At 66.7% G+C, this 21,815-nt stretch carries 19 protein-coding genes; 2 read left to right on the plus strand and 17 right to left on the minus strand.

The genetic code is table 11. From position 1 onward, the window contains the following. Positions 1-76 precede the first annotated feature (76 nt). The 8 genes from purH to dsbD all read right to left on the minus strand — a co-directional run bounded on the left by purH (position 77) and on the right by dsbD (position 8,993). Positions 77-1,681: a bifunctional phosphoribosylaminoimidazolecarboxamide formyltransferase/IMP cyclohydrolase gene (gene purH / locus J0A90_RS10670; RefSeq protein ID WP_207034766.1), complete on the minus strand. Its 1,605-nt coding sequence runs from the start codon at positions 1,679-1,681 to the stop codon at positions 77-79. A 103-nt stretch (positions 1,682-1,784) separates the two neighbouring features. Then, positions 1,785-2,093, minus strand: coding sequence for a DNA-binding transcriptional regulator Fis (fis, locus tag J0A90_RS10675; RefSeq protein WP_035469402.1), 309 nt, complete (start codon positions 2,091-2,093; stop codon positions 1,785-1,787). After that, positions 2,090-3,121 (minus strand): tRNA dihydrouridine synthase DusB, encoded by a 1,032-nt coding sequence (dusB, locus tag J0A90_RS10680; RefSeq protein WP_207034764.1) that lies wholly within the window; start codon positions 3,119-3,121, stop codon positions 2,090-2,092. The genes fis and dusB overlap by 4 nt, the downstream gene beginning before the upstream one ends. Before the next feature lie 142 nt (positions 3,122-3,263). Then, on the minus strand, positions 3,264-4,166 hold the full coding sequence (gene prmA, locus J0A90_RS10685; RefSeq protein WP_207034762.1) for a 50S ribosomal protein L11 methyltransferase: 903 nt from the start codon (positions 4,164-4,166) through the stop codon (positions 3,264-3,266). A 111-nt stretch (positions 4,167-4,277) separates the two neighbouring features. Beyond that, the gene (gene accC, locus J0A90_RS10690; RefSeq protein ID WP_207034760.1) at positions 4,278-5,621 is read right to left on the minus strand and encodes an acetyl-CoA carboxylase biotin carboxylase subunit; all 1,344 of its coding nucleotides are present in this window, start codon (positions 5,619-5,621) and stop codon (positions 4,278-4,280) included. A gap of 21 nt (positions 5,622-5,642) precedes the next feature. After that, the gene (gene accB / locus J0A90_RS10695) at positions 5,643-6,110 is read right to left on the minus strand and encodes an acetyl-CoA carboxylase biotin carboxyl carrier protein (RefSeq protein WP_035469406.1); all 468 of its coding nucleotides are present in this window, start codon (positions 6,108-6,110) and stop codon (positions 5,643-5,645) included. A 103-nt stretch (positions 6,111-6,213) separates the two neighbouring features. Continuing rightward, complete coding sequence (gene aroQ / locus J0A90_RS10700; protein ID WP_207034758.1) at positions 6,214-6,657, minus strand: type II 3-dehydroquinate dehydratase; 444 nt, start codon at positions 6,655-6,657, stop codon at positions 6,214-6,216. Positions 6,658-6,884: 227 nt separating this feature from the next. Further along, the gene (dsbD, locus tag J0A90_RS10705; protein ID WP_207034756.1) at positions 6,885-8,993 is read right to left on the minus strand and encodes a protein-disulfide reductase DsbD; all 2,109 of its coding nucleotides are present in this window, start codon (positions 8,991-8,993) and stop codon (positions 6,885-6,887) included. 259 nt (positions 8,994-9,252) lie between these two features. Here dsbD and J0A90_RS10710 point away from each other — a divergent pair, with 259 nt between their 5' ends. Beyond that, a complete protein-coding gene (locus J0A90_RS10710) occupies positions 9,253-10,281 on the plus strand; it encodes a DUF2333 family protein (RefSeq protein ID WP_207034753.1) in 1,029 nt (342 codons plus the stop codon). A 141-nt stretch (positions 10,282-10,422) separates the two neighbouring features. On the opposite strand, the gene ppa is transcribed toward J0A90_RS10710, so the two are convergent. Next, positions 10,423-10,953, minus strand: coding sequence for an inorganic diphosphatase (ppa, locus tag J0A90_RS10715; protein WP_035469412.1), 531 nt, complete (start codon positions 10,951-10,953; stop codon positions 10,423-10,425). Positions 10,954-11,105: 152 nt separating this feature from the next. Between ppa and J0A90_RS10720 the strand changes: the two genes are divergently transcribed. Beyond that, positions 11,106-12,824, plus strand: coding sequence for a bifunctional protein-serine/threonine kinase/phosphatase (locus J0A90_RS10720; RefSeq protein WP_207034751.1), 1,719 nt, complete (start codon positions 11,106-11,108; stop codon positions 12,822-12,824). Between the two features lie 323 nt (positions 12,825-13,147). Here the strand turns inward: J0A90_RS10720 and J0A90_RS10725 are convergent, their stop codons facing one another. The 8 genes from J0A90_RS10725 to J0A90_RS10760 all read right to left on the minus strand — a co-directional run bounded on the left by J0A90_RS10725 (position 13,148) and on the right by J0A90_RS10760 (position 21,803). Further along, complete coding sequence (locus J0A90_RS10725; RefSeq protein ID WP_035469418.1) at positions 13,148-14,434, minus strand: TRAP transporter large permease; 1,287 nt, start codon at positions 14,432-14,434, stop codon at positions 13,148-13,150. Beyond that, positions 14,431-15,078, minus strand: coding sequence for a TRAP transporter small permease (locus J0A90_RS10730; RefSeq protein WP_207034749.1), 648 nt, complete (start codon positions 15,076-15,078; stop codon positions 14,431-14,433). Before J0A90_RS10730 ends, J0A90_RS10725 begins: the two co-directional genes overlap by 4 nt. A 13-nt stretch (positions 15,079-15,091) precedes the next feature. After that, the gene (locus J0A90_RS10735; RefSeq protein WP_207034747.1) at positions 15,092-16,102 is read right to left on the minus strand and encodes a TRAP transporter substrate-binding protein; all 1,011 of its coding nucleotides are present in this window, start codon (positions 16,100-16,102) and stop codon (positions 15,092-15,094) included. Positions 16,103-16,598: 496 nt separating this feature from the next. Next, positions 16,599-17,450, minus strand: a complete 852-nt coding sequence (locus J0A90_RS10740) for a CoA ester lyase (protein WP_207034745.1) — start codon at positions 17,448-17,450, stop codon at positions 16,599-16,601. Positions 17,451-17,643: 193 nt separating this feature from the next. Then, positions 17,644-18,840, minus strand: a complete 1,197-nt coding sequence (locus J0A90_RS10745; RefSeq protein ID WP_207034743.1) for a CaiB/BaiF CoA-transferase family protein — start codon at positions 18,838-18,840, stop codon at positions 17,644-17,646. Positions 18,841-18,891: 51 nt separating this feature from the next. Then, positions 18,892-20,058, minus strand: a complete 1,167-nt coding sequence (locus J0A90_RS10750) for an acyl-CoA dehydrogenase family protein (RefSeq protein ID WP_233076698.1) — start codon at positions 20,056-20,058, stop codon at positions 18,892-18,894. Then, on the minus strand, positions 20,055-20,912 hold the full coding sequence (locus J0A90_RS10755; RefSeq protein WP_207034741.1) for a MaoC family dehydratase N-terminal domain-containing protein: 858 nt from the start codon (positions 20,910-20,912) through the stop codon (positions 20,055-20,057). The genes J0A90_RS10750 and J0A90_RS10755 overlap by 4 nt, the downstream gene beginning before the upstream one ends. 339 nt (positions 20,913-21,251) lie before the next feature. Beyond that, entirely contained in the window at positions 21,252-21,803 is a 552-nt protein-coding gene (locus J0A90_RS10760) for a cupin domain-containing protein (protein WP_035469427.1), read from the minus strand. Positions 21,804-21,815: the final 12 nt, after the last annotated feature.

Here is a 21,815-nt window from a genome sequence, read left to right on the forward strand (position 1 = left end):
GTCTGCTGCACGGCATCGAAAAAGCCCACGACAGATGCTGTCGTGGGCTTTTTTTGCGTGACCGGGGAAGCCGTATTCAGTGGCGGAAGTGACGCATCCCGGTGAACACCATGGCGATGTCGGCTTCGTTGGCGGCGGCGATCACTTCGTCGTCACGCATCGAGCCGCCGGGCTGGATGACCGCGGTGATACCAGCGGCGGCGGCGTTGTCGAGGCCGTCACGGAAGGGGAAGAAGGCGTCGGAGGCCATCACCGAGCCGGCCACCTGGAGACCGGCGTGCTCGGCCTTGATGCCGGCGATGCGCGCGGAGTTGACGCGGCTCATCTGGCCGGCGCCGACGCCCACGGTCTGGCGGTCGCGGGCATAGACGATGGCGTTGGACTTGACGAACTTGGCCACCTTCCAGGCGAACACCAGGTCATGCAGCTCGCGTTCGCTGGGGGCGCGGCGGGTCACCACCTTGAGCTCGTCGGCGCTGATCATGCCGGTATCCCGGCTCTGCACCAGCAGGCCGCCGTTGACGCGCTTGTAGTCCCAGCCCTCGCCGCTGCGTGCCGGCAGCTCGCCGCACTCGAGCAGGCGCACGTTGGCCTTGCTGGCGACTGCGTCACGCGCCGCGGCGGAGATCGCCGGGGCGATGATCACCTCGACGAACTGGCGTGCGACGATCGCCGCAGCGGTCTCGCCATCCAGCTCGCGGTTGAAGGCGATGATGCCGCCGAAGGCCGATTCGCTGTCGGTGGCGAAGGCCAGTTCGTAGGCCTTGCGGATGCCGCCCTCATCCTCTGGCACCACCGCCACGCCGCACGGATTGGCGTGCTTGACGATCACGCAGGCGGGCTTGGTGAACGACTTGACGCACTCCAGCGCGGCGTCGGTGTCGGCGACGTTGTTGAACGACAGCGCCTTGCCCTGGAGCTGGTTGGCGGTGGCGATGCTGGCCTCCGGCTCGACCTGGCTCCGCTCGACATAGAAGGCCGCTTTCTGGTGCGGGTTCTCGCCGTAGCGCATGCCCTGCTTCTTGGTGAACTGCAGCGAAAGCGTGCGCGGGAAGTCGGGTTCGCCGCTGCCCACCCGCTGGCCGAAGTAGTTGGCGATCGCAGCGTCGTAGGCGGCGGTATGCTCGAACGCCTTGATCGCCAGGTCGAAGCGGGTCGCCTGACTCACGGCGCCGTCATGGCTGGCCATGTCCTTGAGCACGCGGGCGTAGTCGTCGGCATCCACCACGATGGTGGTATGGGCATGGTTCTTGGCGCAGGCGCGGACCATGGTCGGCCCACCGATGTCGATGTTCTCGACCGCGTCGGCGAGGCTGCAGTCGGGGTTGGCGACGGTGCGCTCGAAGGGGTAGAGATTGACCACCACCAGGTCGATCGGCGCGATGTCGTGCTCGGCCATCACCGCATCGTCCTCGCCGCGACGGCCGAGGATGCCGCCGTGGATCTTGGGATGCAGCGTCTTGACGCGGCCATCCATGATCTCGGGGAAACCGGTATGCGCGGAGACTTCGGTCACCGCGATGGCGTTCTCCTGCAGCAGCCGGTAGGTGCCGCCGGTGGAGAGCAGCTCGACGCCGCGGCCGACGAGCTCGCGGGCGAAGTCGACGATACCGGTCTTGTCGGACACGCTGAGCAGGGCGCGGCTGACGGGGCGGGAGGAGGATGCGGAGTTTTGAGACATGCCAATCCACTCTTGTCGGTCGGTCGAACGCGCGCTGGAGGGCTTGAGAGTCCGAGCGGCGGGCGTTCGGTGGTGCCCCGCATGGGCGAGGCGAGGGGGAGAATCAGATCAGGTCGTACTGCTTGAGCTTCTTGCGCAGGGTGCCTCGATTGAGGCCCAGCAGCTCGGCGGCGCGGGTCTGGTTACCTTCGACATGACGCATCACGACGTCGAGCAGCGGCGCCTCTACCTCGGCCAGTACCATGGTGTAGAGATGCGATACCGATTCACCCTCAAGGTGGGTGAAGTAGCGCTCCATCACCTGCTCGACGCACTCGCGCAGCGTGACTTGGGAGCTCTGCTCGGCCATATGAAGGGATTCGACCTCCAGCGGCGCATTGCCGTCGAGGTCCAGAGGCTGCCGACTGTTCATGCTGCGTGAATTCCGTTGTCGATCGCGGTGTCGCCACGAAAGAGTTCATGAAGAAAAGCGAACTGCTCCGCGCTCTGCTCGAGCCGGTTGAATCGCGCGCGATGCTCGCGCCGCGGGTCGCGGGCGGCGAGGTACCAGCCGATATGCTTGCGCGCTACGCGCACCCCGAGGTAATCACCGTAGTGGGCGTGCAGCGCGGCCAGATGCCGGCGCATGGTGCCCTCGACTTCCGCCAGGCTAGGTGGCGCATGCTCGCGACCTGTTCGCAGGTAGTGCTCGATCTCGCGAAACAGCCACGGGTTGCCCTGGGCGCCGCGGCCGATCATCACCGCGTCGGCGCCGGTATAGGCGAGCACCTCGGCGGCGCGCTGCGGCGTGGTGATATCGCCGTTGGCGAATACCGGGATCGATACCTGCTGCTTGATCGCGGCGATGGTGTCGTACTCGGCACTGCCGCTGTAGCGCTGCTCGCGGGTCCGCCCGTGGACTGCCAGGGCGGCGATGCCGGCGTTCTCGGCCAGGCGCGCGACATGCAGCGCATTGCGGCTCTGCTCGCACCAGCCGGTGCGGATCTTGAGCGTCACCGGAATCTCGACCGCGGCGACCACCGCGGCGAGAATCTCGCCGACCAGGCGCTCGTCGCGCAGCAGGGCCGAGCCGGCCGCCTTGTTGCACACCTTCTTTGCCGGGCAGCCCATGTTGATATCGATGATCTCGGCGCCGGCCTCGGCGTTCATGCGCGCGGCCTCGGCCAGCATCTGCGGGTCGCCGCCGGCGATCTGGACCGAACGCGGGCCGGGCTCGCCACGGTGAATCAGGCGTTGACGCGACTTGCGGGTGTGCCAGAGCCGGCTGTCCGAGGTCACCATTTCCGACACCACCAGACCTGCACCGAGCTCGCGACAGAGCTGGCGGAAGGGGCGATCGGTCACGCCGGCCATGGGCGCCAGAATGACCCGGTTGGGCAGTGTGTGGCGGCCGATGCGGGGCAACGCACGCTCGGGCTGCGCGGACACGGCTTCACGCATGGTTACAGAGGCTCGGGGAAAACGGGAAGCTATGATACCGGGCGCTCCGGCTTTGTTGAAGCGCTGTTTGGTCGCACGAACGCGGCGGAAAAGCGTCGGCGGCGGAGCCGGGGCACCGCCGCCGTGGCTCAGACGGTGGGGCTCAGGCGGCGGGACGCTCGCCGCTCAGCAGCACCCAGCCCTCTTTCTCCTGTGGCGGAGCCATGCGCAGGCCCTGGTCGCGATAGGCGTCGAGCACGCTCTCGGCCTGGGCGGCGAGGATGCCGGAGAGCGCCAGGCGCCCACCGGGCGCGACGCGGCCGGCGATCTCGGCGGCGAGCTCGATCAGCGGGCCGGCGAGAATATTGGCCACGACCACCTCGAAGCGGCCCTGACCGAGGCGCTCGGGGTACTCCAGCAGCAGCCGGCTGTCGTCGAGCTGGTTACGCTCGGCGTTGTCGCGGCTGGCCTGCAGTGCCTGGGGGTCGATATCCACGCCGACCGCGGTATCCGCCCCCAGCTTGAGAGCAGCGATGGCGAGAATGCCCGAGCCGCAGCCGTAGTCGAGTACCTGCACGGCGTCTAGCGGCTGGGCGTCGAGCCAGCCGAGACACAGCGCGGTGGTGGGGTGGGTGCCGGTGCCGAAGGCAAGGCCCGGATCGAGCAGCAGATTGACCGCCTGCGGGTCGGGGGCGGCGTGCCAGCTGGGCACGATCCACAGCCGCTCGCCCATGCGCAGCGGCTCGAAGCCGTCCATCCACTCGCGCTCCCAGTCTCGGTCGGCGAGCAGTTCGTACTCGATCTGCGGCGCGGGTTCTTCCGGCGCCTGTTCGGCCCAGGCGCGCTGGACCCGCTCGATCATCGCCTCGACCCCCTCGAGATCGTCGTAGAGACCGGTCAGGACCGTCTCCTGCCATAGCGGCGTGGTGCCGCGGTCGGGCTCGAAGACCGGGTCGTCGTGGGCATCCTGCAGGGTGATCGCGCTGGCACCCTCGGCCAGCAGCAGCTCCTCGAGCCACTCGGCCTGTTCGGGGGCGATATGCGCCTTGAGTTGTAGCCACGCCATGGCGGCGCTCCTTGATCTCGTCGGTGGGGGCGAACGCAGACGGGGCGGTCATCCCGAGGGGCTTGAGACAGATCCCCAGAGCATGACCGCCCCGTCGTGACGCGCCGCGAATCAGCTCAGGCCGAGCTTCTTCTCCAGGTAGTGGATGTTGACCCCACCTTTCTGGAAGGCGCTGTCACGCACCAGATCCTTCTGCAGGTCGGTATTGGTCTTGATCCCTTCCACCAGCAGCTCGTCGAGCGCATTGCGCATGCGCACCAGGGCGATCTCGCGATCCGCGCCCCAGGTGATCAGCTTGCCGATCAGCGAGTCGTAGTGGGGCGGCACGGTGTAGCCGGTATAGATGTGCGAGTCCATGCGTACGCCCAGGCCACCCGGAGGGTGGTAGAGGTCGATCTTGCCGGGCGAGGGCATGAAGGTGCGCGAGTCCTCGGCGTTGATGCGGCACTCGAAGGCGTGGCCGTTGAGCTGGACCTCCTCCTGGCGGATCGACAGCGGCAGACCGCTGGCGATGCGCAGCTGCTCCTTGACGATATCCACCCCGGTGACCATCTCGGTGACCGGATGCTCGACCTGGACGCGCGTATTCATCTCGATGAAGAAGAACTGGCCGTTCTCGTAGAGGAACTCGAAGGTGCCGGCGCCGCGGTAGTTGATCTCGATGCAGGCGTCGGTACACGCCTTGAGTACCTGAGCACGTGCCTCGGGGTCGAGGTGCGGCGCGGGGGCCTCCTCCAGCACCTTCTGATGGCGCCGCTGCAGCGAGCAGTCGCGGTCATAGAGGTGGATGGCGTTGCCCTGACCGTCGGCGATCACCTGGACTTCCACGTGGCGTGGGTTCTCCAGGAACTTCTCCATGTAGACGGTGCCGTCGCCGAACGCGGCCGCCGCCTCGGCACGGGTCACGCTGACCGCCTTGGCCACTTCATCGTCGTTGCGTACCACGCGCATGCCGCGGCCACCGCCGCCGGCCGCGGCCTTGATGATCACCGGATAGCCGATACGCGCGGCGATCCGGCGAATCTCTTCGCCATCTTCCGGCAGCGGGCCATCGGAGCCCGGCACCGTGGGAACGCCGGCCTCCTTCATGGCGTTGATCGCGCTGACCTTGTCGCCCATCAGGCGGATGGTCTCGGCGCGCGGGCCGACGAACACGAAGCCCGAGCGCTCGACCTGTTCGGCAAAATTGGCGTTTTCCGAGAGAAAGCCGTAGCCGGGGTGGATCGCGGTCGAGTCGGTGACTTCGGCGGCGCTGATCAGTGCCGGGATATTGAGATAGGACTGCGCGGATGACGCCGGGCCGATACAGACCGCTTCGTCCGCCAGTCGCACGTGCATCAGGTCGCGGTCGGCCTTGGAGTGGACCGCCACGGTCTTGATCCCCAGCTCCTTGCAGGCGCGCAGGACGCGCAGTGCAATCTCGCCTCGGTTGGCGATGAGTACCTTGTCCAACATGATGGTTTCGCCCGTGTCGCCTTAGTTGATGATGATCATCGGCTGGTCGAACTCGACCGGCTCGCCATCCTCGACCAGGATTGCCTCGACCACGCCGTCTTTGTCGGCTTCGATCTGGTTCATCATTTTCATCGCTTCGACGATGCACACGGTATCGCCTTTCTTGATGCTCTGACCGACTTCGACGAACGCCTTGGCACCCGGAGCCGGCGAGCGGTAGAAGGTGCCGACCATCGGCGAGGTGACCGCGTGGCCCAGCGGCTGGACCGGCGCCGGCTCGGCCGGATCAGCGGCGGGTGCGCTCGGCTCGGCGGTGTGCTGCGGTGCGTAGTGCATCGACTGGGGCATCATCATCGGCTGCTGGGCAGCACCGAAACCGTGGGGATGACGGCTGATGCGCACCGACTCTTCGCCTTCCTGGATCTCGATTTCGCTGATGTTGGACTCTTCGAGCAGTTCGATGAGTTTCTTGACTTTGCGGATATCCATGGTGATGTCTCGGCTCCGTGAGGGTGGAAGAAGTCTTGATGAATGTCTGTGGTGGCCAGTACGAGGCCACCGTGAAAAGGCTGTTTCCGCGCCGACGGGGTGTTCAGTCGCGCGCCAGCTGGGCCAGGGCCGCGTCCAGCGCCAGACTGTAGCTGTCGGCACCGAACCCGGCGATGACGCCGCGCGCGACGTCGGTGAAGTAGGAGTGAGCGCGGAACGGCTCGCGCGCGTGCACGTTCGACAGGTGCAGCTCGATGAACGGAATGGCGACACCGGTGAGGGCATCGCGCAGCGCCACGCTGGTATGCGTGAAGGCGGCCGGATTGAGCAGGATGAAATCGATCCGCTCCTCGCGGGCACGATGAACACGCTCGACCAGCTCATGCTCGGCGTTGGATTGCAGCCACTCGAGCTGGTGTCCGGCGGACAGCGCGCGCTGGGTCAGCGTCACGCGGATATCGTCGAGGGTCGTGGTCCCGTAGACCTCGGGCTCGCGGGTACCCAGCAGGTTGAGATTGGGGCCGTTGAGAACCAGTAGTCTAGCCATGCCTGTCCTTGCGCTGTTAACCCTGTCGTACTTCGCTGAGATGACGTCACTTTCATGCAAGATGGCAGCATGAGCGACTCATTTGCGCTGCTGCAGGAGTTTGCCGAAAAAAGCCCAGAGTGTCTAGCCTGGGACGCGAACGACGTTCGCTAACCGCCCGCCGGGGCGCGATCGGGCATGGGCGCTCAGCTGACCGCTGTGATCGCCACTCGATCCTGTCGGTCGGGTCACCCTTGCGCGCGGGATGACAAGAGCGCGTCGAGGTGGGCCGCCAGCGCGACGGCGTCGATCTCGCCCTGGATACGCGCAGCGCGTCTTTCGCCACCGCCATCGAAAAACAGCAGCGCCGGCGGGCCGAAGAGCCCGTAGTGCGACAGCAGCGCTCGGCTCGCCGCGCTATCGGCACTGACATCGGCGCGGATCAGCGTAAACCCGGCCAGGCGCTCGGCCACCGCGGGGGCGGGGAATACCTGGTGCTCCATCACCTGACAGGCGATACACCAGTCGGCGCTGACATCGAGCATCACTGGGCGGCCGTCGCGCTGCGCCGCGTCCAGTGCCGCCTGCAGCTGGGCGTTATTGGTGACAGTAGTGAACTGCGCCGCCGCAGAGCTGCCCGGGGTGGGGCTCCCGGCGCCGGACGCGAGCGGGCGCAGCGGATCGCCGCCGCCCTGGGCCGCCCCCCACGCCAACGCCACGCCCCACACCAGCAGCAGCCAGCCCGCCGCCTGACGCAGCCGCGGCCAGCCGGGCGGCGTGCGCAGATCGAGCGCGCCCAGGGCCAGCGCGCAGGCGAGCGCCAGCAGTGCCCACAGCAGCAGCGTCACCGGCCCGGGTAGTAGCCGCGCCAGCAGCCAGATGGCCAGGCTCAGCAGCAGTACGCCGAACAGCGCCTTGACCCCATTCATCCAGGCACCGGCCCGCGGCAGCAGCCGGGCGCCGAAGGTACCCGCCACGACCAGCGGCAGGCCCATGCCCAGCCCCAGGGCGAGCAGGGCGAGGGCGCCGCCAAGGACGTCGCCGGTAGTGGAGATGAAGACCAGGGCGCCGGCCAGGGGCGCCGAAACGCAGGGCGAGACCACCAGCACCGACAGCGCACCGGCGGCGGCCAGGCCCAGCGGGCCGCTGCGCTGCAGGCGCTGCTGCCAGGCATCCGCACCTTGACGCAGGCGGCTCGGCAGACGCAGCTCGAAGGCGCCGAACAGCGCAGCGGCAAAGGCCGCGAAGAGCAGCGCCAGCGGCACAAGCACCCAGGCCGACTGCAGCCGCGCCTGCAGGTTGAGCGAGGCGCCGAACAGCCCCATCAGGGTGCCGAGCAGGGTGAAGGTGGCGGCCATGCCCGCGACATAGCTGAGCGAGAGCCCCAGGGCGCGCCGTCGCGAGGCGTTCTGACCGACGATGATGGCGGTGAGGATGGGCAGCATCGGCAGCACACAGGGGGTGAAGGTCAGGCCCACCCCGGCGAGAAAGAACAGCGCCAGGGTGCCCAGCCCCAACCCCTGACCGAGCAGCGTCTGGAAACGGGCGTCGGCGCTGAGTGGCAGCGCGCCGTCGCCGATGTCTTTGGCGGAGCCGCCCGGCTCGGCGGCGGGCTGGTTAGAGGCGGTGTGATTGGTCGGCTGGCCGGACGGCGCGATATCGCTGCCGGGTGTCTGATCGGAAAACGGATCGGCCTGGGGGCGTGCATTGGCCTGAGGTAGCGGATCGGCCTGAGGTAGAGAATCTGATAGCGGTGACGAATCGGCCCGAGACGGCGCAGCGAATAGCGCGCGCGGATCGGCATCGCGATCGCCGTTGGCGGCCAGCGGTGAGGCCTGGGCGTCGTCGCTGGCATCGGTGAACGCCGCCGGGGCCCCGCCGGCGCGGGCCGTGAGGCGCCAGTGCTCCGGCGGATAGCAGAGGCCGGCATCGGCACAGCCCTGGAAACTCAGCGTCAGTGCCAGCGGCGTATCGCTTGCCCGATCGGCACTCCTGGGCAGGGGCGCGCTCAGCACCACGGTGTCGCGAAAGATGTGCACCGGTCCCAGATAGGGGTCCTGCTTGAAGGTTCCCGGCGGTATCGTCAGCGGTGTCAGCGCCTCACCGTTGGCGTCCGCCAGAGCGAAGCGCTGACGATAGAGATAGTGGCCGGGGCGGGCGCGCAGGCCGACGTAGACGCGCTCGGCGTCGTGCCAGGCGTAGGCGTGGAATGCCTCGGTCACCGGCAGGAACTCGGCCGTTTCGGCGCTGGCGAAGGGCGAGGTATCGCGGGGTGAGGAGAACGGGCTCTGGGCCTGCGCCAGCGATGTCAGCAGGCACAGAGTGATAATGAGCAAGCAGCGCGAAGAGAACGACATGCGTGACACGGAATCCTGATCGATTTGATGGAGCGCAGCGCCGCCGTGGGGTTACAGGCCAGCATGCAGGTCGCAGCCGTTGGAGCGCACAGGGCGGCAAAAGTGCCATGATAGAAGCCTCGGCAGTGGCTCGCTGGATCGTCTCGGTATGCAGCGAAAGGCGGGCTGCGCGCCCCCGGGAGCATGATAGGATAAGTGACGCACGTCTCCCAATGAACGTCTCTCGACGCCCTCAACCCCGTCAAGACAAGGATCGTCCATGGCTCTGTTTCGCAAGAAGGCGCCGCTGTCGCGCACCGAGGTCCTCGAAACCCCGCAGTACGGCTGGATCTGGAAACCGCTGGTGGCGCTGGTGGCGATCTATCTGCTGATCTGCATCGTGCTGGGCATCTGGTGGAGCTGGACGCCGTCACCGGTCGACCCGCGCCAGGCGGTGGCGCTGCAGCGTGGCGTACCGGAGAGTGCTGGTGACAATCAACAAGCGGCGATCAAGCCCGGCGAGGCGTTGCTGGCGACCAATATCGAACTGCTCGACGCCCTGCTCGACAAGCCTGGCGGCTATCTGCGCAACGACGTCATGCCGCCGGGCCTGTGGCTCGATAACATGCCCAACTGGGAGGCCGGGGTGACCCAGCAGGTGCAGGACTCGGTCGCCTCGCTCGGCAGCGCACTGGAGGTTGGCCAGGCGCCGCTCAAGGCGGCCGACGAGGCGCTCGCCGGCGATCTCGACAGCTGGCGCTGGCCCGAGTCCGAGACGCTGCTGCGTGCGGCGCGCAACAATCTCGGTGAAGCCTTTTCGGCGCTCGACAACAGCGGTGCCGGTACGCCGACCCAGGACGCGGCAGCCTCGACCCCGGCTCAGGCCCCCAGCGCGCTCGACGCCGACACCCTGAAGGCCTGGCTGGCCCAGGTGCAGAGCCAGCTCGAGACCCAGACGCAGGCGCTGGCGGCCAGCGTCGGGCGCTCGCCGGGCGGCGGCCAGGCGGTCGAGAGCACCCCGTGGTTCCGTATCGACAACGTCTTCTTCAAGACCCGTGGCACCACCTGGGCGCTGCTGCAACTGGTGCAGGCGGCGCGCATCGACTACGCCGAGGCGATCGAGCAGGCCGGGCAGGGTGAGGCCTTCGATCAGCTGATCGCCGAACTCAAGGCGTCCCAGGCGCGGGTGTGGAGCCCGGTGATCCTCAACGGCTCGGGTTTCGGCTTCTTCGCCAACCACTCGCTGATGATGGCCAACTACACCGTGCGGGCGACGCAGTTGATCGGGCAGATTCGCAGCGCCCTGTAAAACGCTGCCGTGCAGCACAAGCGCTGACGGATACCATTTCTGAAATCACGAGCGCCGCGTGCTGAAAACACAAGCGCCGCCCCTGGGGGCGGCGCTTTTGATTGGGCAGGCCGCGATCGCGGCGCCCGGGGATGGCGCGACTTACTCGCTGGCGTAGGCGGCGACAGCCTTCTCGATCGCCTTGCGCGCGGCATCGGCGCCGTCCCAGGAGTCGATCTTGACCCATTTGCCCTTCTCGAGATCCTTGTAGTTCTCGAAGAAGTGGGCGATCTGCTGGCGCAGCAGCTCGGGCAGGTCGGTCACTTCGTGGACGTCGTCGTAGAGCGCGGTGAGTTTCTGGTGCGGTACGCAGACCAGCTTGGCATCTTCACCGGCTTCATCCGACATGTTGAGCACGCCCACCGGGCGCGCGCGAATCACGCTGCCGGGCTGTACCGGGTAGGGCGTGACCACCAGGGCGTCGAGCGGGTCGCCGTCGTCGGCCAGGGTGTGGGGAATGAAGCCGTAGTTGGCCGGATAGAACATCGGCGTGGCCATGAAGCGATCCACCACCAGGGCATCCATGTCCTTGTCGATTTCGTACTTGATCGGCGCGTGGTTGGCGGGAATCTCGATCGCCACGTACACGTCGTTGGGGAGATCCTTTCCGGCGGGAATCTTGTCGAAACTCATCATCGAGTCCTTGCGGTTTGCAGGTTGAACACCAGCGGGCGAAAATCCCACGGATTATACGAATAGGCTAGGCCGATTACCAATCCGTCCCCGGCGCTCGCGTGTCGGGAAGCGGCGGCCGCCGTGACGGACCATCCGTGGGGAGAAGATCGTTGTCGAATAGCTCGCTGTCGCTGACCTACGGTCAGGCCTTCGTGGCGCCGGATCTGCACCGCCACCGCAGCTCGATGTCGGTGCAGATCCCTCAGGGCGAAGCGCTGCAGGCCAAGGGCGGATGCGCGCTGATCAGCGACTCCACCTGGCGCAACTCGATCGCCAAGCAGGCCGGCGATCTCAGCGTGCGCGGCTTTCTCGCCGACTACTACTCCACCCCCGAGCACTGGGACGTCAAGACATCGGCGACCCGGGTACTGCGGGCGCTCAACAGCTGGTGCTACAGCCAGAGCGGCTATATCGAGGGTGGCAGCTATATCTGCTCGCTGTCGGCGATGATCTTCCATCAGCGCCAGGCGCACCTGTTCCACATGGGCGATACCCTGGTGTACCGAATCCGTGGCGCCGAGTTCGAGCAGTTGACCCGCGACCATGTCACCGATCTCGGCGGCTATCGCTACCCCTCGCGGGCGCTGGGCATGGATGGCCATGTCGATATCGACTACTCGACCTTTACCCTCAAGCAGGGCGATCTGTTCCTGTTCATGACCCAGGCGGTGCGCGGCACCCTGGTGCCCTCCGAGTACGTGCAGCTGATCCGCGCCGACGTCAGCGATCTCGATGCGGCCTGCGAACGCCTGACCGCGGCGGCCAACCAGCGTGCCAACGAGCGCGGCTACAATGCCAACCAGTTCTGTTTCCAGCTGGTACGGGTCGATCGCCTGCCGGAAGCCGGGACGGATGAGTCGCCGCGGCTGTTCCACCACTTGCCGGTACCGCCGGAGGTGAGCCCGGGGGACCGCCTAGACGGCCTGGAGATCGTCGCGGTGCTCTCGCGCACCCCACGCGCCCGGGTCTATCACGTGCGCGACGCGCGCAGCGGGCGCGAGATGGTGATGAAGGCGCCGAGCCCGGAGCTGTCGCCGCGCAACGTCTATCTCGAGCACTTCGGGCTGCAGCAGCGGGTGGTGGAGCGCATCAACTCGCCGTTCGTGGTCAAGGTGGTCGAGGCCGAGCGGCCGCGGCGCTATCTCTACTATCTGATGGCCTACGTCGAGGGGCTCTCGCTCAGCGAGTGGCTGCGACGGCATCCGCAGACCAGCCTGGCTCAGCGCCTGGAGATCGCGCGCCAACTGGTCAAGGCGGTGCAGGCGCTGCATCGTCATGAGGTGCTGCATCAGCATCTGCACCCCGACAATATCCTGATCGATCGCCACGGCAACCTGGTGCTGACCGACTTCGGTGCCTGCCATCGGCGCGACAGTGATAGCCAGGGCGTGGCGCGGGAGCTGGCGCGCCAGGTGGGGCTGACCGAGCACAGCGCGCCCGAGTATGCCCTCGACACCGAGGTGGGGCGGCGCAGCGACCAGTACTCGCTGGCCTCCACCATCTACTGGATGCTCACAGGACACCTGCCTTACACCCAGCTACCCAATCATCTGCGCAGCCACACCGATCTGGAGCAGATGACCTACCGTCGCGCGCGCTTGAGCAACCCCGCCATCAGCGAGGATCTCGACGATGCCCTACGGCGCTCGCTCGATCCGCTGCGCGCCCTGCGCTTCCGACGTATTTCCGAGTTCGCCTATCGTCTGCGGCCCAAACCGCGCGCCCAGACCGACGACCGGCGCCCGCCGTGGCGCGAGCCAGCCAACGTCTGGCAGGCGATCGCCACGGTGCTGCTGCTGCTGCTGATCCTTTCCTGGTGGTTGAAATAGCGGCTGAAAGGCGGTCTACGTAGCGACTGAAAATGCTTTTCACAACCGCTGGACGCTCCGGTGACAGGGCGTCGCGAGGGCGCTGTGAACCCCTCCCTGGGCGCTACCTTTGCCATCCCTGGCAAAGGACCCTCGCTGAGCCCTGCCTCCGGCGCCCATCGTCATTGGGCGGGCTCTAAGCAGCGGTCGGTGAAGCGAGGGCTGAGACGATGCCTCGATGACGACAGGCCCCGACGACAGAGGGCCCCGGCGCGCCATGCGCCGGGGCCCTCGGGTGTGACAGCCGGCGATATGATCCCCGGCTTAGGTCGGTCGTTGCCTTGTCAGCCCGGCATGCCCAGCAGGTTGGGCAGGCCCAGGGAGATGAACGGCACGTAGGTGATCAGCAACAGGAACGACACCAGCAGGATCAGCCATGGCGCCGAGGCGCGAATCACCGTGGTCAGCGGCTGTCCTGTCACCGCCGAGGCGACGAACAGGTTGAGCCCGGTGGGCGGCGTCAGCATGCCGATCTCCATGTTGACCACCATGATCACGCCCAGGTGGATCGGGTCTATCCCCAGCTGCATGGCGATCGGGAACAGGATCGGCGCCAGGATCAGGATGATCGCCGAGGGTTCCATGAAGCTGCCGGCGATCAGCAGCACCACGTTGAGCACCAGCAGGAAGGTGATCGGCGAGAAGCCCTGTTCGACCACCCACTGGGTGATGGTCTGGGGGATCTGCTCGGTGGTCAGCACGTGGGCGAACAGCATCGCGTTGGCGATGATGAACATCAACACGATGCTCAGGCGCGCGGCGTCGAGAATCACCCGCGGGCACTCGCGGATGCCGATGTCGCGATAGATCACCAGCGAGACGAAGGCGGCATAGACGGCGGCCACCGCGGCAGCCTCGGTCGGGGTGAAGATGCCCGAGTAGATCCCGCCCAGGATCACCACGATCAGCAAAAGGCCCCACAGCGACTTGCGCGCGGCACGCAGCCATTCGCGCACGCTGACCCGGGGCTGGGCCGGCATCTTCTTGATCCGCGCGATGACATAGATCGCCAGCATCAGCAGAAAGCCCAGCAGCAGCCCGGGCACCACGCCGGCCATGAACAGCTTGCCCACCGAGGTCGAGGTCGCGGCGGCGTAGACCACCATGACGATCGACGGTGGGATCAGGATGCCCAGGGTGCCGGCGTTGCAGACGATGCCGGTGGCGAAGCTGCGGGTGTAGCCGGAGCGCACCATGCCCGCGATCACGATCGAGCCCACCGCCGCCACGGTGGCGGGGGAGGAGCCGGAGAGGGCGGCGAACAGTACGCACGCCAGCACCGAGGCGATCGGCAGGCCGCCGCGCAGATGGCCGACGCTGGCATTGGCGAAGTCGATCAGCCGCCGTGCCACGCCGCCACTGGTCATGAAGGCCCCGGAGAGCAGGAAGAACGGGATCGCCAGCAGGGTGTAGTGATCCGCGGTGGCGAATAGCTTGATCGCCAGGGACTGCAGCGAGTCCTGGCTGAACAGCAGGATCGTCAGCGCGCTCGACAGCCCCAGGGAGACCGCGATCGGCACGCCGATGAACATGAAGACGAACAGGGAGATGAACAGAAAGGCGATAGTCACGGCGTGGTTCTCCGGGTGTCGCTGTCCGCGTCGGATTCCTGAGCCAGCGCCAGCGCGTCGCTGACTTCGCTGCTCTGCTCGAGCCCCAGCTGCTGGCCGCGCAGGATGCGCACCAGTACTTCGATCAGCCGCGCGATGATCAGACCGAAACCGAGCGGCTCGATCAGCGCCACGTGCCACTCCTTGAGCCCGAACATGCCGAGATCCTCGGCGCCGATGCCGGTGATCTGCAGCGAGTCGACCCACTGCGCGCTCGACACCATCAGCAGGCCGGCGTAGGCCATGAAGATCAGACAGCTGAGCACACCGCAGACGCGCTGCCAGGGCCTGGGCAGCAGGCGCACCAGCAGATCGACACCGATGTGCGCGCCGACGCGTACGCCATAGGCGATGCCCAGGAAGATCAGCCAGGCGAAGATGGTGGTGGTCATCGCCAGGCTCCAGGTCATCTCCTGACCGATGCCCAGCAGCCAGTCACCCACGGCGAAGGCTGGCGTCTCCAGCGCCGGGTAGGCGTCGCCGAGGTCGTAGAAGACGTTGTAGAGGTTGGTGACGACCACGTAGAAGAAGGTCAGCAGGGTCATCACCGCCAGCAGGAGGGCCACCAGGCCCTCCTCGAGTGAATTCCAGATGCGTAGGAGCATGGGGAATCGGCGCTCAGTTGGCGTTGTTGGACTGCTGCGCCGCGTCGATCAGGTCGCTGCCGATCTCGTCGCGGAACTCGTCGATCACCGGTGCCATGGCGTCGCGCCAAGCCTTGACCTGCTCCGGGCTGAGCTCGTGGATCTTGGTGGTGCCGCTCTTGGCGATGCTCTGCTTGGCCTCTTCGTTGAGCTGGTCGGCCTTCTCGTTCACCGAGGTGGTCACTTCGGCGATGATCTCGTTCAGCGTGGTGCGCACGTCGTCGGGCAGGCCGTTCCAGAACTTGGCGTTGGTGATCAGCATGTAGTCGAGCACGCCGTTGTTGGACTCGGTCATGTCGCTCTGCACTTCGTTCCACTTCTGGGTGTAGATGTTGGACCAGGTGTTGCCGCCCTGACCGTCGATGACGCCGGTCTGCATGCCCTGGTAGACCTCACCGAAGGCCATCTTGCGCGGAATCGCGTGGAGCTCCTTGATCTGTGCGGCGAGCACGTCGGAGGGTTCGACGCGCAGCTTCAGGCCGCGGGCATCACGCGGTTCGATCAGCGGCTTGTCGGCGGTCAGCTGGCGCATGCCGTTGTGCCAGTAGGCCAGACCCAGGATGTCGTGGTCCTGCATCGATTCGAGAATCTGCTTGCCGCCCGGACCCTGTTCGAAACGGGTGACCGCATTCATGTCGTCGAACAGAAACGGCAGGTCCATCAGCTGGACGCTGGGGCTGTATTCGCCGAGCTTGGCCATGGAGGGGGCGAGCAGCTGGACGTCGCCGGTGAGCAGCGCGTTGAGGCCCTTGGTGTCATCGTAGAGCGAAGAGTTGGGGTAGACCTCGATCTTGACCTTGTCGCCCAGGCGCTCCTGGACCAGCTTCTGCAGCAGCTGGGCGCCTTCACCCTTGGGCGTGTCGTTGGCGACCACGTGAGAGAACTTGATCACGATGGGATCCTGGGCCTGGGCGCCGGTGACACCGCCCAGCAGAATCGCGAAACCGATGGCGCCTGCGAGTGTTTTTCGATTGATCAGAGACATGGTACTTGTCACTCCTGGATTGTTGTGTGTCGCGCTGCGCCGAAGCCGGGCCGGCATCTCGACGGCGATGCCGGTGAATTATGCGCAGTGATTTGTATCTGCGTATATCAATCTTTGGTGGAAAAGAACGTAAATAAGCGGGCGATTTAGAAAGTTTATTTTTGGTTTAATAAGTTTAAAAAGTGGCGAATGATAGAGGTGGCTCTGTGCTCATTTTTCGCCCGATCTAGATAATGTTCAGTCTATACAATGCTTTGAGCGGATGATGGGCGCGCAGATCGATGGGCAAGGCGCTCATTCACTGAGTGAAAAAGGTCGCCGTCGCCAGAAAAGGTGCCTGGTGTGGAGGCAGCAAGTCACAGGCGGCGATTTGGGCCCCTTGACACAAGTTAACGCGCTGTCACCGGCAACCAGAGGGCGATGCCAAGGCGCTCGGCCATCGCCCTCTCTCTATTCAGAAGCGCTGCTCGTCAGCCGTTCTCGTCAGTCGTTCTTGTCAGCCGTGCTCGGCGGCGCGCGCCAGCAGCCGCCGGGCGCGCTCCACCACCGGGGCGTCGATCATGGCGCCGTCGACCTGGGCGGCGTCGTCGCCCTCGGCCGCCGCCGCCATCACCCGCCGCGCCCAGTCGAGGGTATCCGGCGACGGCGCCAGACCGCGATGGACCGGAGCGATCTGCGCCGGATGAATGCACAGCATGCCGCCGAAGCCCATGCCCGCTGCGCGCCTGGCGACCCGTTCGACGCGTGCCGGGTCGCCGAACGCCGGCAGTACCGTCTCCAGCGGTGGCGCCAGCCCGGCCAGACGCGAGTGGAGCACCAACTGGTAGCGGGTCTGATCGAGCAGCATCTCGCCGCCTTCGGTGTCCGGTTCGCTGCCCAGGTCGACGCTCAGATCCAGGGCGCCGAAGCTGAGCCGCTCGACACCTGCCACCCGGCTCAGCGCGGCGAGTGCCGCCAGACCCGCCGCGCTCTCGATCAGCGGGATCAAAGGCCGCCCGAGGCTGGCCGCCTGGATCAGCGAGTCGGGGTGCTCGGCCTTGGGGATCACCAGTCCGACGATGCCCGGGTGGTCGCGACACAGCGCCAGGTCGGCGGCGAACTCGGCGCTCTCGGGGGCGTTGACGCGCACCCACACGCGGGCCTCGGGCAGCGCCGCCAGCGCCTCGCGCAGAGCGCGGCGAGCCTCCGCCTTGGCGGCACCGGCGACGGCATCCTCGAGATCGACGATCACAGCGTCGGCGCCGCTCGCCAGCGCCTTGGGAATGCGCTCCGGGCGATTGGCGGGCACGAACAGCGCCGAGCGCAGCCCGGGTCGGGGGCGTGGGTCGGCATCAGGGCGAGAGGACATCGGTATCTCCGGCAAGGGTAATGAACCAAGACCACAGAGGGTGTCTACAAAATGCCTGCGCTCGACGATACGGCGTTGAAATCGACCTCAAAGTACTCATTTACACCACGCAAACTCCGTCTTTTCGGCCGATTTCGCCTTGTCTCGCCTTCGCTCGTCGAATTTGTAAACACCCTCGGGGCATGGCGTGAACTCAGATCGTACCGCGTTCGCGCAGCATCGCCAGCGTCTCGGCATCGTAGCCGAGCCCGGCGAGGATGGCGTCGGTGTGCTCGCCCAGCGCCGGAACTGCCGCCATGCGTGGAGTGTAGGCGCTGTTTCGCCCCGGTGGCAGCAGCGCCGGCAGCGGGCCGCTGGGGCTCGGCACCTCGCGCCAGGCGTCGCGGGCGGCGAGCTGAGGGTGCTGCCACACGCCGGCCATGTCGTTGACGTGGGCGTTGGCGATCTGCGCCGCATCCAGACGTGCGATCACCTCCGCCGCGCTCAGCTCGGCGAACACCGCCTCGATGATCGCGCGCAGCGCCTCGCGGTGCTGCGAGCGCTTGGCGTTGGCGTCGAAGCGCGCATCCGTGACCAGTTCGGGGCGGCACAGTACCTGGTCGCAGAACAGTTGCCACTCGCGCTCGTTCTGCAGCCCCAGCATTACCGTGCCGCCGTCGCCGGCGGGGAAGGGGCCGTAGGGGTAGATGGTCGAATGGGAAGCGCCGGCCCGGGGCGGCGGCGGGGCGCCGTCGTAGGCGTAATAGAGCGGATAGCCCATCCACTCGACCAGGCTCTCGAGCATCGAGACCTCGATCCGCGAGCCCTCGCCGCTGCGCCCGCGCAGCAGCAGGGCGTTGAGAATGCTGGTGTAGGCGTACATGCCGGCGGCGATGTCTGCCACCGAGCAGCCCGCCTTGGCCAGCGCGTCCGGCGCCGGCCCCCCGGTCACCGAGAGAAACCCCGCCTCGCTCTGGATCAGCAGGTCGTAGGCCTTCTTGCTGGCGTAAGGGCCGCCTTCGCCGTAGCCGGAGATATCGCACACGATCAGCCGCGGAAAGCGCGTATGCAGGGTGTCGAAGTCGAGCCCCATGCGCGCCGCTGCCCCCGGCGCCAGGTTCTGCACCAGCACGTCGGCCTCGGCCAGCAGGGCATCGAGAATCGGCTGCGCCGCGGCTTGCTTGAGGTCGAGCGCCAGGCTCTCCTTGCCGCGGTTGGTCCACACGAAGTGCGACGAGAGCCCGGCGACACGGGTGTCGTATCCGCGGGCGAAGTCACCCACGGCGGGGCGCTCGATCTTGATCACCCGGGCGCCCTGGTCGGCGAGCTGGCGGGTGCAGAAGGGCGCGGCGATGGCGTGTTCCAGGCTCAGCACGGTGATGCCGTCGAGCGGGCGCGGGGCTTGGGTCATGGCGGTCTCCGATGGCGGATGCGGGATAGCGGGAGGAAGCGATGCGCGGCATCAGAACGAGCGCGGCAGCCCCAGCAGATGTTCGGCGACGTAGGAGAGAATCAGGTTGGTGGAGATCGGCGCGACCTGATAGAGCCGGGTCTCGCGGAACTTGCGCTCGATGTCGTACTCGGTGGCGAAGCCGAAACCACCGTGGGTTTGCAGGCAGACGTTGGCCGCTTCCCACGACGCCTTGGCCGCCAGGTACTTGGCCATGTTGGCGCTGGCGCCGGCGGGCTGGCCGGCATCGAACGCCTGGCACGCCTGCCAGCGCATCAGATCGGCGGCCTCGACCTCGATGTGGGCCTCGGCGATGGGGAATTGCACTCCCTGGTTCTGGCCGATGGGGCGGTCGAACACGACCCGCTCACCGGCGTAGCGGCTGGCCTTGTCGATGAACCAGCGGCCATCGCCGATGCACTCCGCGGCGATCAGGGTGCGTTCGGCATTGAGCCCGTCGAGGATATAGCGAAAGCCCTTGCCCTCTTCACCGATCAGGGTGTCGACGGGCAGTTCGAGATCGTCGAAGAACAGCTCGTTGGTCTCGTGGCCCACCATGTTGTCGATCGGCTGCACGCGCATGCCCTGACCGATCGCCTGGTGCAGGTCGACCAGGAAGATCGACATGCCGTCGGCCTTGCGTTGGACCTCGGCGAGTGGCGTGGTACGCGCCAGCAGAATCATCAGGTCGGAGTGCTGGACGCGTGAGATCCACACCTTCTGGCCGTTGACCACGTAGCGGTCGCCGCGTTTGACCGCAGTGGTCTTGATCTTGGTGGTGTCGGTGCCGGTGCTCGGTTCGGTGACGCCCATCGACTGCAGGCGCAGCTCGCCGCTGGCCAGGCGCGGCAGAATCGCCGCCTTCTGCGCCTCGCTGCCGTGCTTGAGCAGGGTCGCCATGTTGTACATCTGGCCGTGCACGAAGCCGGCATTGCCGCCGCAGCGATTGACCTCTTCCAGAATCACGCTGGCTTCCGCCAGGCCCAGGCCGGAGCCGCCGTAGGCTTCGGGGATCATGGCGGCGAGCCAGCCGGCGCGGGTCAGGTCGTCGACGAACTGCTCGGGGAAGCCCTGGCTGGCATCGATGGCGCGCCAGTAGTCGCCGCCATAGGGCTTGCACAGGCTGCGCACGCCGTCGCGAATGGCTTCCAGGGCGTCGTGGTCGATGGGTGACATCATGGGCGTGCGGCCTCCGGGTCGGCGGGAGTGTCGAATTCGAGCGTGGCGCGCTGGGCCGGGCCGTCGGCATTGCCGGCGGTCAGCTCGGCCTGGCCGGCGCCGACGAGCCGGCCGCCGACCTCGAAGGGGCGGTCGGCGAACAGCGGGCGCAGACCGCGATAGCGCAGGCGGCGCGGTGTCGCCTCGGGGTGGGCCTGGCTGAAGGCGTGCAGCAGCAGGGTGGCGATCAGCGGGCCGTGCACCACCAGACCGGGATAGCCCTCGGTGGCGGTGGCGTAGGGCCAGTCGTAGTGGATGCGGTGGCCGTTGAAGGTGGCCGCGGAGTAGCGGAACAGTAGTACCGGATCGGGCTGAATGGTCCGTGACCAGTCCGCTGGCGGCATTGGCTCGTCCAGCGCCAGCTTGGGGGTGCTGGGCTGGCGATAGACGATCCGCTGGGTCTCGCGGATCGCCACGCTGCCCGCCTGGTGGTATTCGTGCTCGACCGCGACGAACAGCAGCGAGCCGCTACGCCCGGACTTCTCTTCGATCGATGCCACGCGTGAGCGGCGCTCGGCATCACAGGCCACCCGCAGGGGGCTGAGAAACTCGAGCTCGCCGCCGGCCCACATGCGCTGGCGGCCCTCGGCCGGCGGCAGGAAGCCGCCGCGGGTCGGGTGGCCGTCTGCGCCGATGCCCTCCGGCGGTGTCGGCAGTTGAAAGAAGGCCCAGTGCCACAGCGGCGGCAGCGGAGCTTGATCGGCGGGGCAGGGAGCGCCTAGGGTGGCCGCGAGGCGCGCGACCAGGGCGCTATCGAGGCGATCCCGGCACTGTTCGCGGCGCTCGAGCCAGGGGGCCAGCGGGTCTGTCGACATGAGAGGGTCCACGCACCAGAGGAGTGAGTTGGCTCAGCATGTCGCCTCCCGCCGGCGACGAGAATCTGGCATTGCAAACGGGGGCGTTCGGTTTTGCCGAATACGACTTTGGTCTGGCTCGTGACTCGAGAAGCGCTGAATAAATCGGCGAGCGGGATGAAGCGCAAGGCGCACGGAGCACAGACTCGAAGCAACGCGTAGAGAACGCCCGTAGGGCGGCCCGTCAGGGCAAGTTGCCGAAGGCAACGCGTCACGCGAGACATAACATGGGGTTAGGCGAGTCTTCGAGCACCGCGCAACGCAGCGATTCACTCGCGCAGGCATTTATGCAGTGCTTCCCTAGAACTGGCTCGCAGGTGTACAGCAACTCACCAGCCTGCACGGCTCGTCGCTGGCGTTGCGAAAGCGATGGGGCACGTGGGTGTCGAAGTAGTAGGCGTCACCGGGGCAGAGCTCGCGCACCTGGGCGCCGATGGTGATCTCGATCCGCCCCTCCAGCACCACGCCGGCCTCTTCGCCGCGGTGGGCGATCATCTCGCGTCCGGTATCGGCGCCGGGAGGATAAGTCTCGATCATGAAGGAGAGAGCGCGATGCTCGCGATTGGCGCCGACCAGGCGGTAGATCACCGCGTTGGTGGCGACGTTGGGCAGCTCGTCGACGCTGTAGAAGACCTGATCGCGACTCTCCAGCTCGAAGGTGAAGAAGTCGCCGACGCTGATCGGGATGGCGTCGAGAATCTTCTTCAACGAACTCACCGAGGGGCTGACCTTGCCCTGCTCGATCAGCGACAGGCTGGAGTGGGTGACGCCGCAGCGCTTGGCCAGCTCGCGTTGGGAAATACCGCGCAGGTTGCGCAGGCTGCGCAGTCGGGGGCCGACATCGTCGGACATCGCGTTCTCCTT

The organism is Salinicola sp. DM10 (genome assembly GCF_017306975.2).
Classification (GTDB): Bacteria; Pseudomonadota; Gammaproteobacteria; order Pseudomonadales; family Halomonadaceae; genus Salinicola.

What these genes read in the sequence shown, in the direction of transcription:
- dusB (WP_207034764.1), bottom strand. Translation starts at nt 3,121, where the DNA reads ATGCGTGAAGCCGTGTCCGCGCAGCCCGAGCGTGCGTTGCCCCGCATC.
- J0A90_RS10760 (WP_035469427.1), bottom strand. Translation starts at nt 21,803, where the DNA reads ATGTCCGACGATGTCGGCCCCCGACTGCGCAGCCTGCGCAACCTGCGC.
- J0A90_RS10730 (WP_207034749.1), bottom strand. Translation starts at nt 15,078, where the DNA reads ATGCTCCTACGCATCTGGAATTCACTCGAGGAGGGCCTGGTGGCCCTC.
- accB (WP_035469406.1), bottom strand. Translation starts at nt 6,110, where the DNA reads ATGGATATCCGCAAAGTCAAGAAACTCATCGAACTGCTCGAAGAGTCC.
- J0A90_RS10745 (WP_207034743.1), bottom strand. Translation starts at nt 18,840, where the DNA reads ATGACCCAAGCCCCGCGCCCGCTCGACGGCATCACCGTGCTGAGCCTG.
- aroQ (WP_207034758.1), bottom strand. Translation starts at nt 6,657, where the DNA reads ATGGCTAGACTACTGGTTCTCAACGGCCCCAATCTCAACCTGCTGGGT.
- purH (WP_207034766.1), bottom strand. Translation starts at nt 1,681, where the DNA reads ATGTCTCAAAACTCCGCATCCTCCTCCCGCCCCGTCAGCCGCGCCCTG.
- dsbD (WP_207034756.1), bottom strand. Translation starts at nt 8,993, where the DNA reads ATGTCGTTCTCTTCGCGCTGCTTGCTCATTATCACTCTGTGCCTGCTG.
- J0A90_RS10735 (WP_207034747.1), bottom strand. Translation starts at nt 16,102, where the DNA reads ATGTCTCTGATCAATCGAAAAACACTCGCAGGCGCCATCGGTTTCGCG.
- ppa (WP_035469412.1), bottom strand. Translation starts at nt 10,953, where the DNA reads ATGAGTTTCGACAAGATTCCCGCCGGAAAGGATCTCCCCAACGACGTG.
- J0A90_RS10710 (WP_207034753.1), top strand. Translation starts at nt 9,253, where the DNA reads ATGGCTCTGTTTCGCAAGAAGGCGCCGCTGTCGCGCACCGAGGTCCTC.
- prmA (WP_207034762.1), bottom strand. Translation starts at nt 4,166, where the DNA reads ATGGCGTGGCTACAACTCAAGGCGCATATCGCCCCCGAACAGGCCGAG.
- fis (WP_035469402.1), bottom strand. Translation starts at nt 2,093, where the DNA reads ATGAACAGTCGGCAGCCTCTGGACCTCGACGGCAATGCGCCGCTGGAG.
- J0A90_RS10755 (WP_207034741.1), bottom strand. Translation starts at nt 20,912, where the DNA reads ATGTCGACAGACCCGCTGGCCCCCTGGCTCGAGCGCCGCGAACAGTGC.
- J0A90_RS10740 (WP_207034745.1), bottom strand. Translation starts at nt 17,450, where the DNA reads ATGTCCTCTCGCCCTGATGCCGACCCACGCCCCCGACCCGGGCTGCGC.
- accC (WP_207034760.1), bottom strand. Translation starts at nt 5,621, where the DNA reads ATGTTGGACAAGGTACTCATCGCCAACCGAGGCGAGATTGCACTGCGC.
- J0A90_RS10750 (WP_233076698.1), bottom strand. Translation starts at nt 20,058, where the DNA reads ATGATGTCACCCATCGACCACGACGCCCTGGAAGCCATTCGCGACGGC.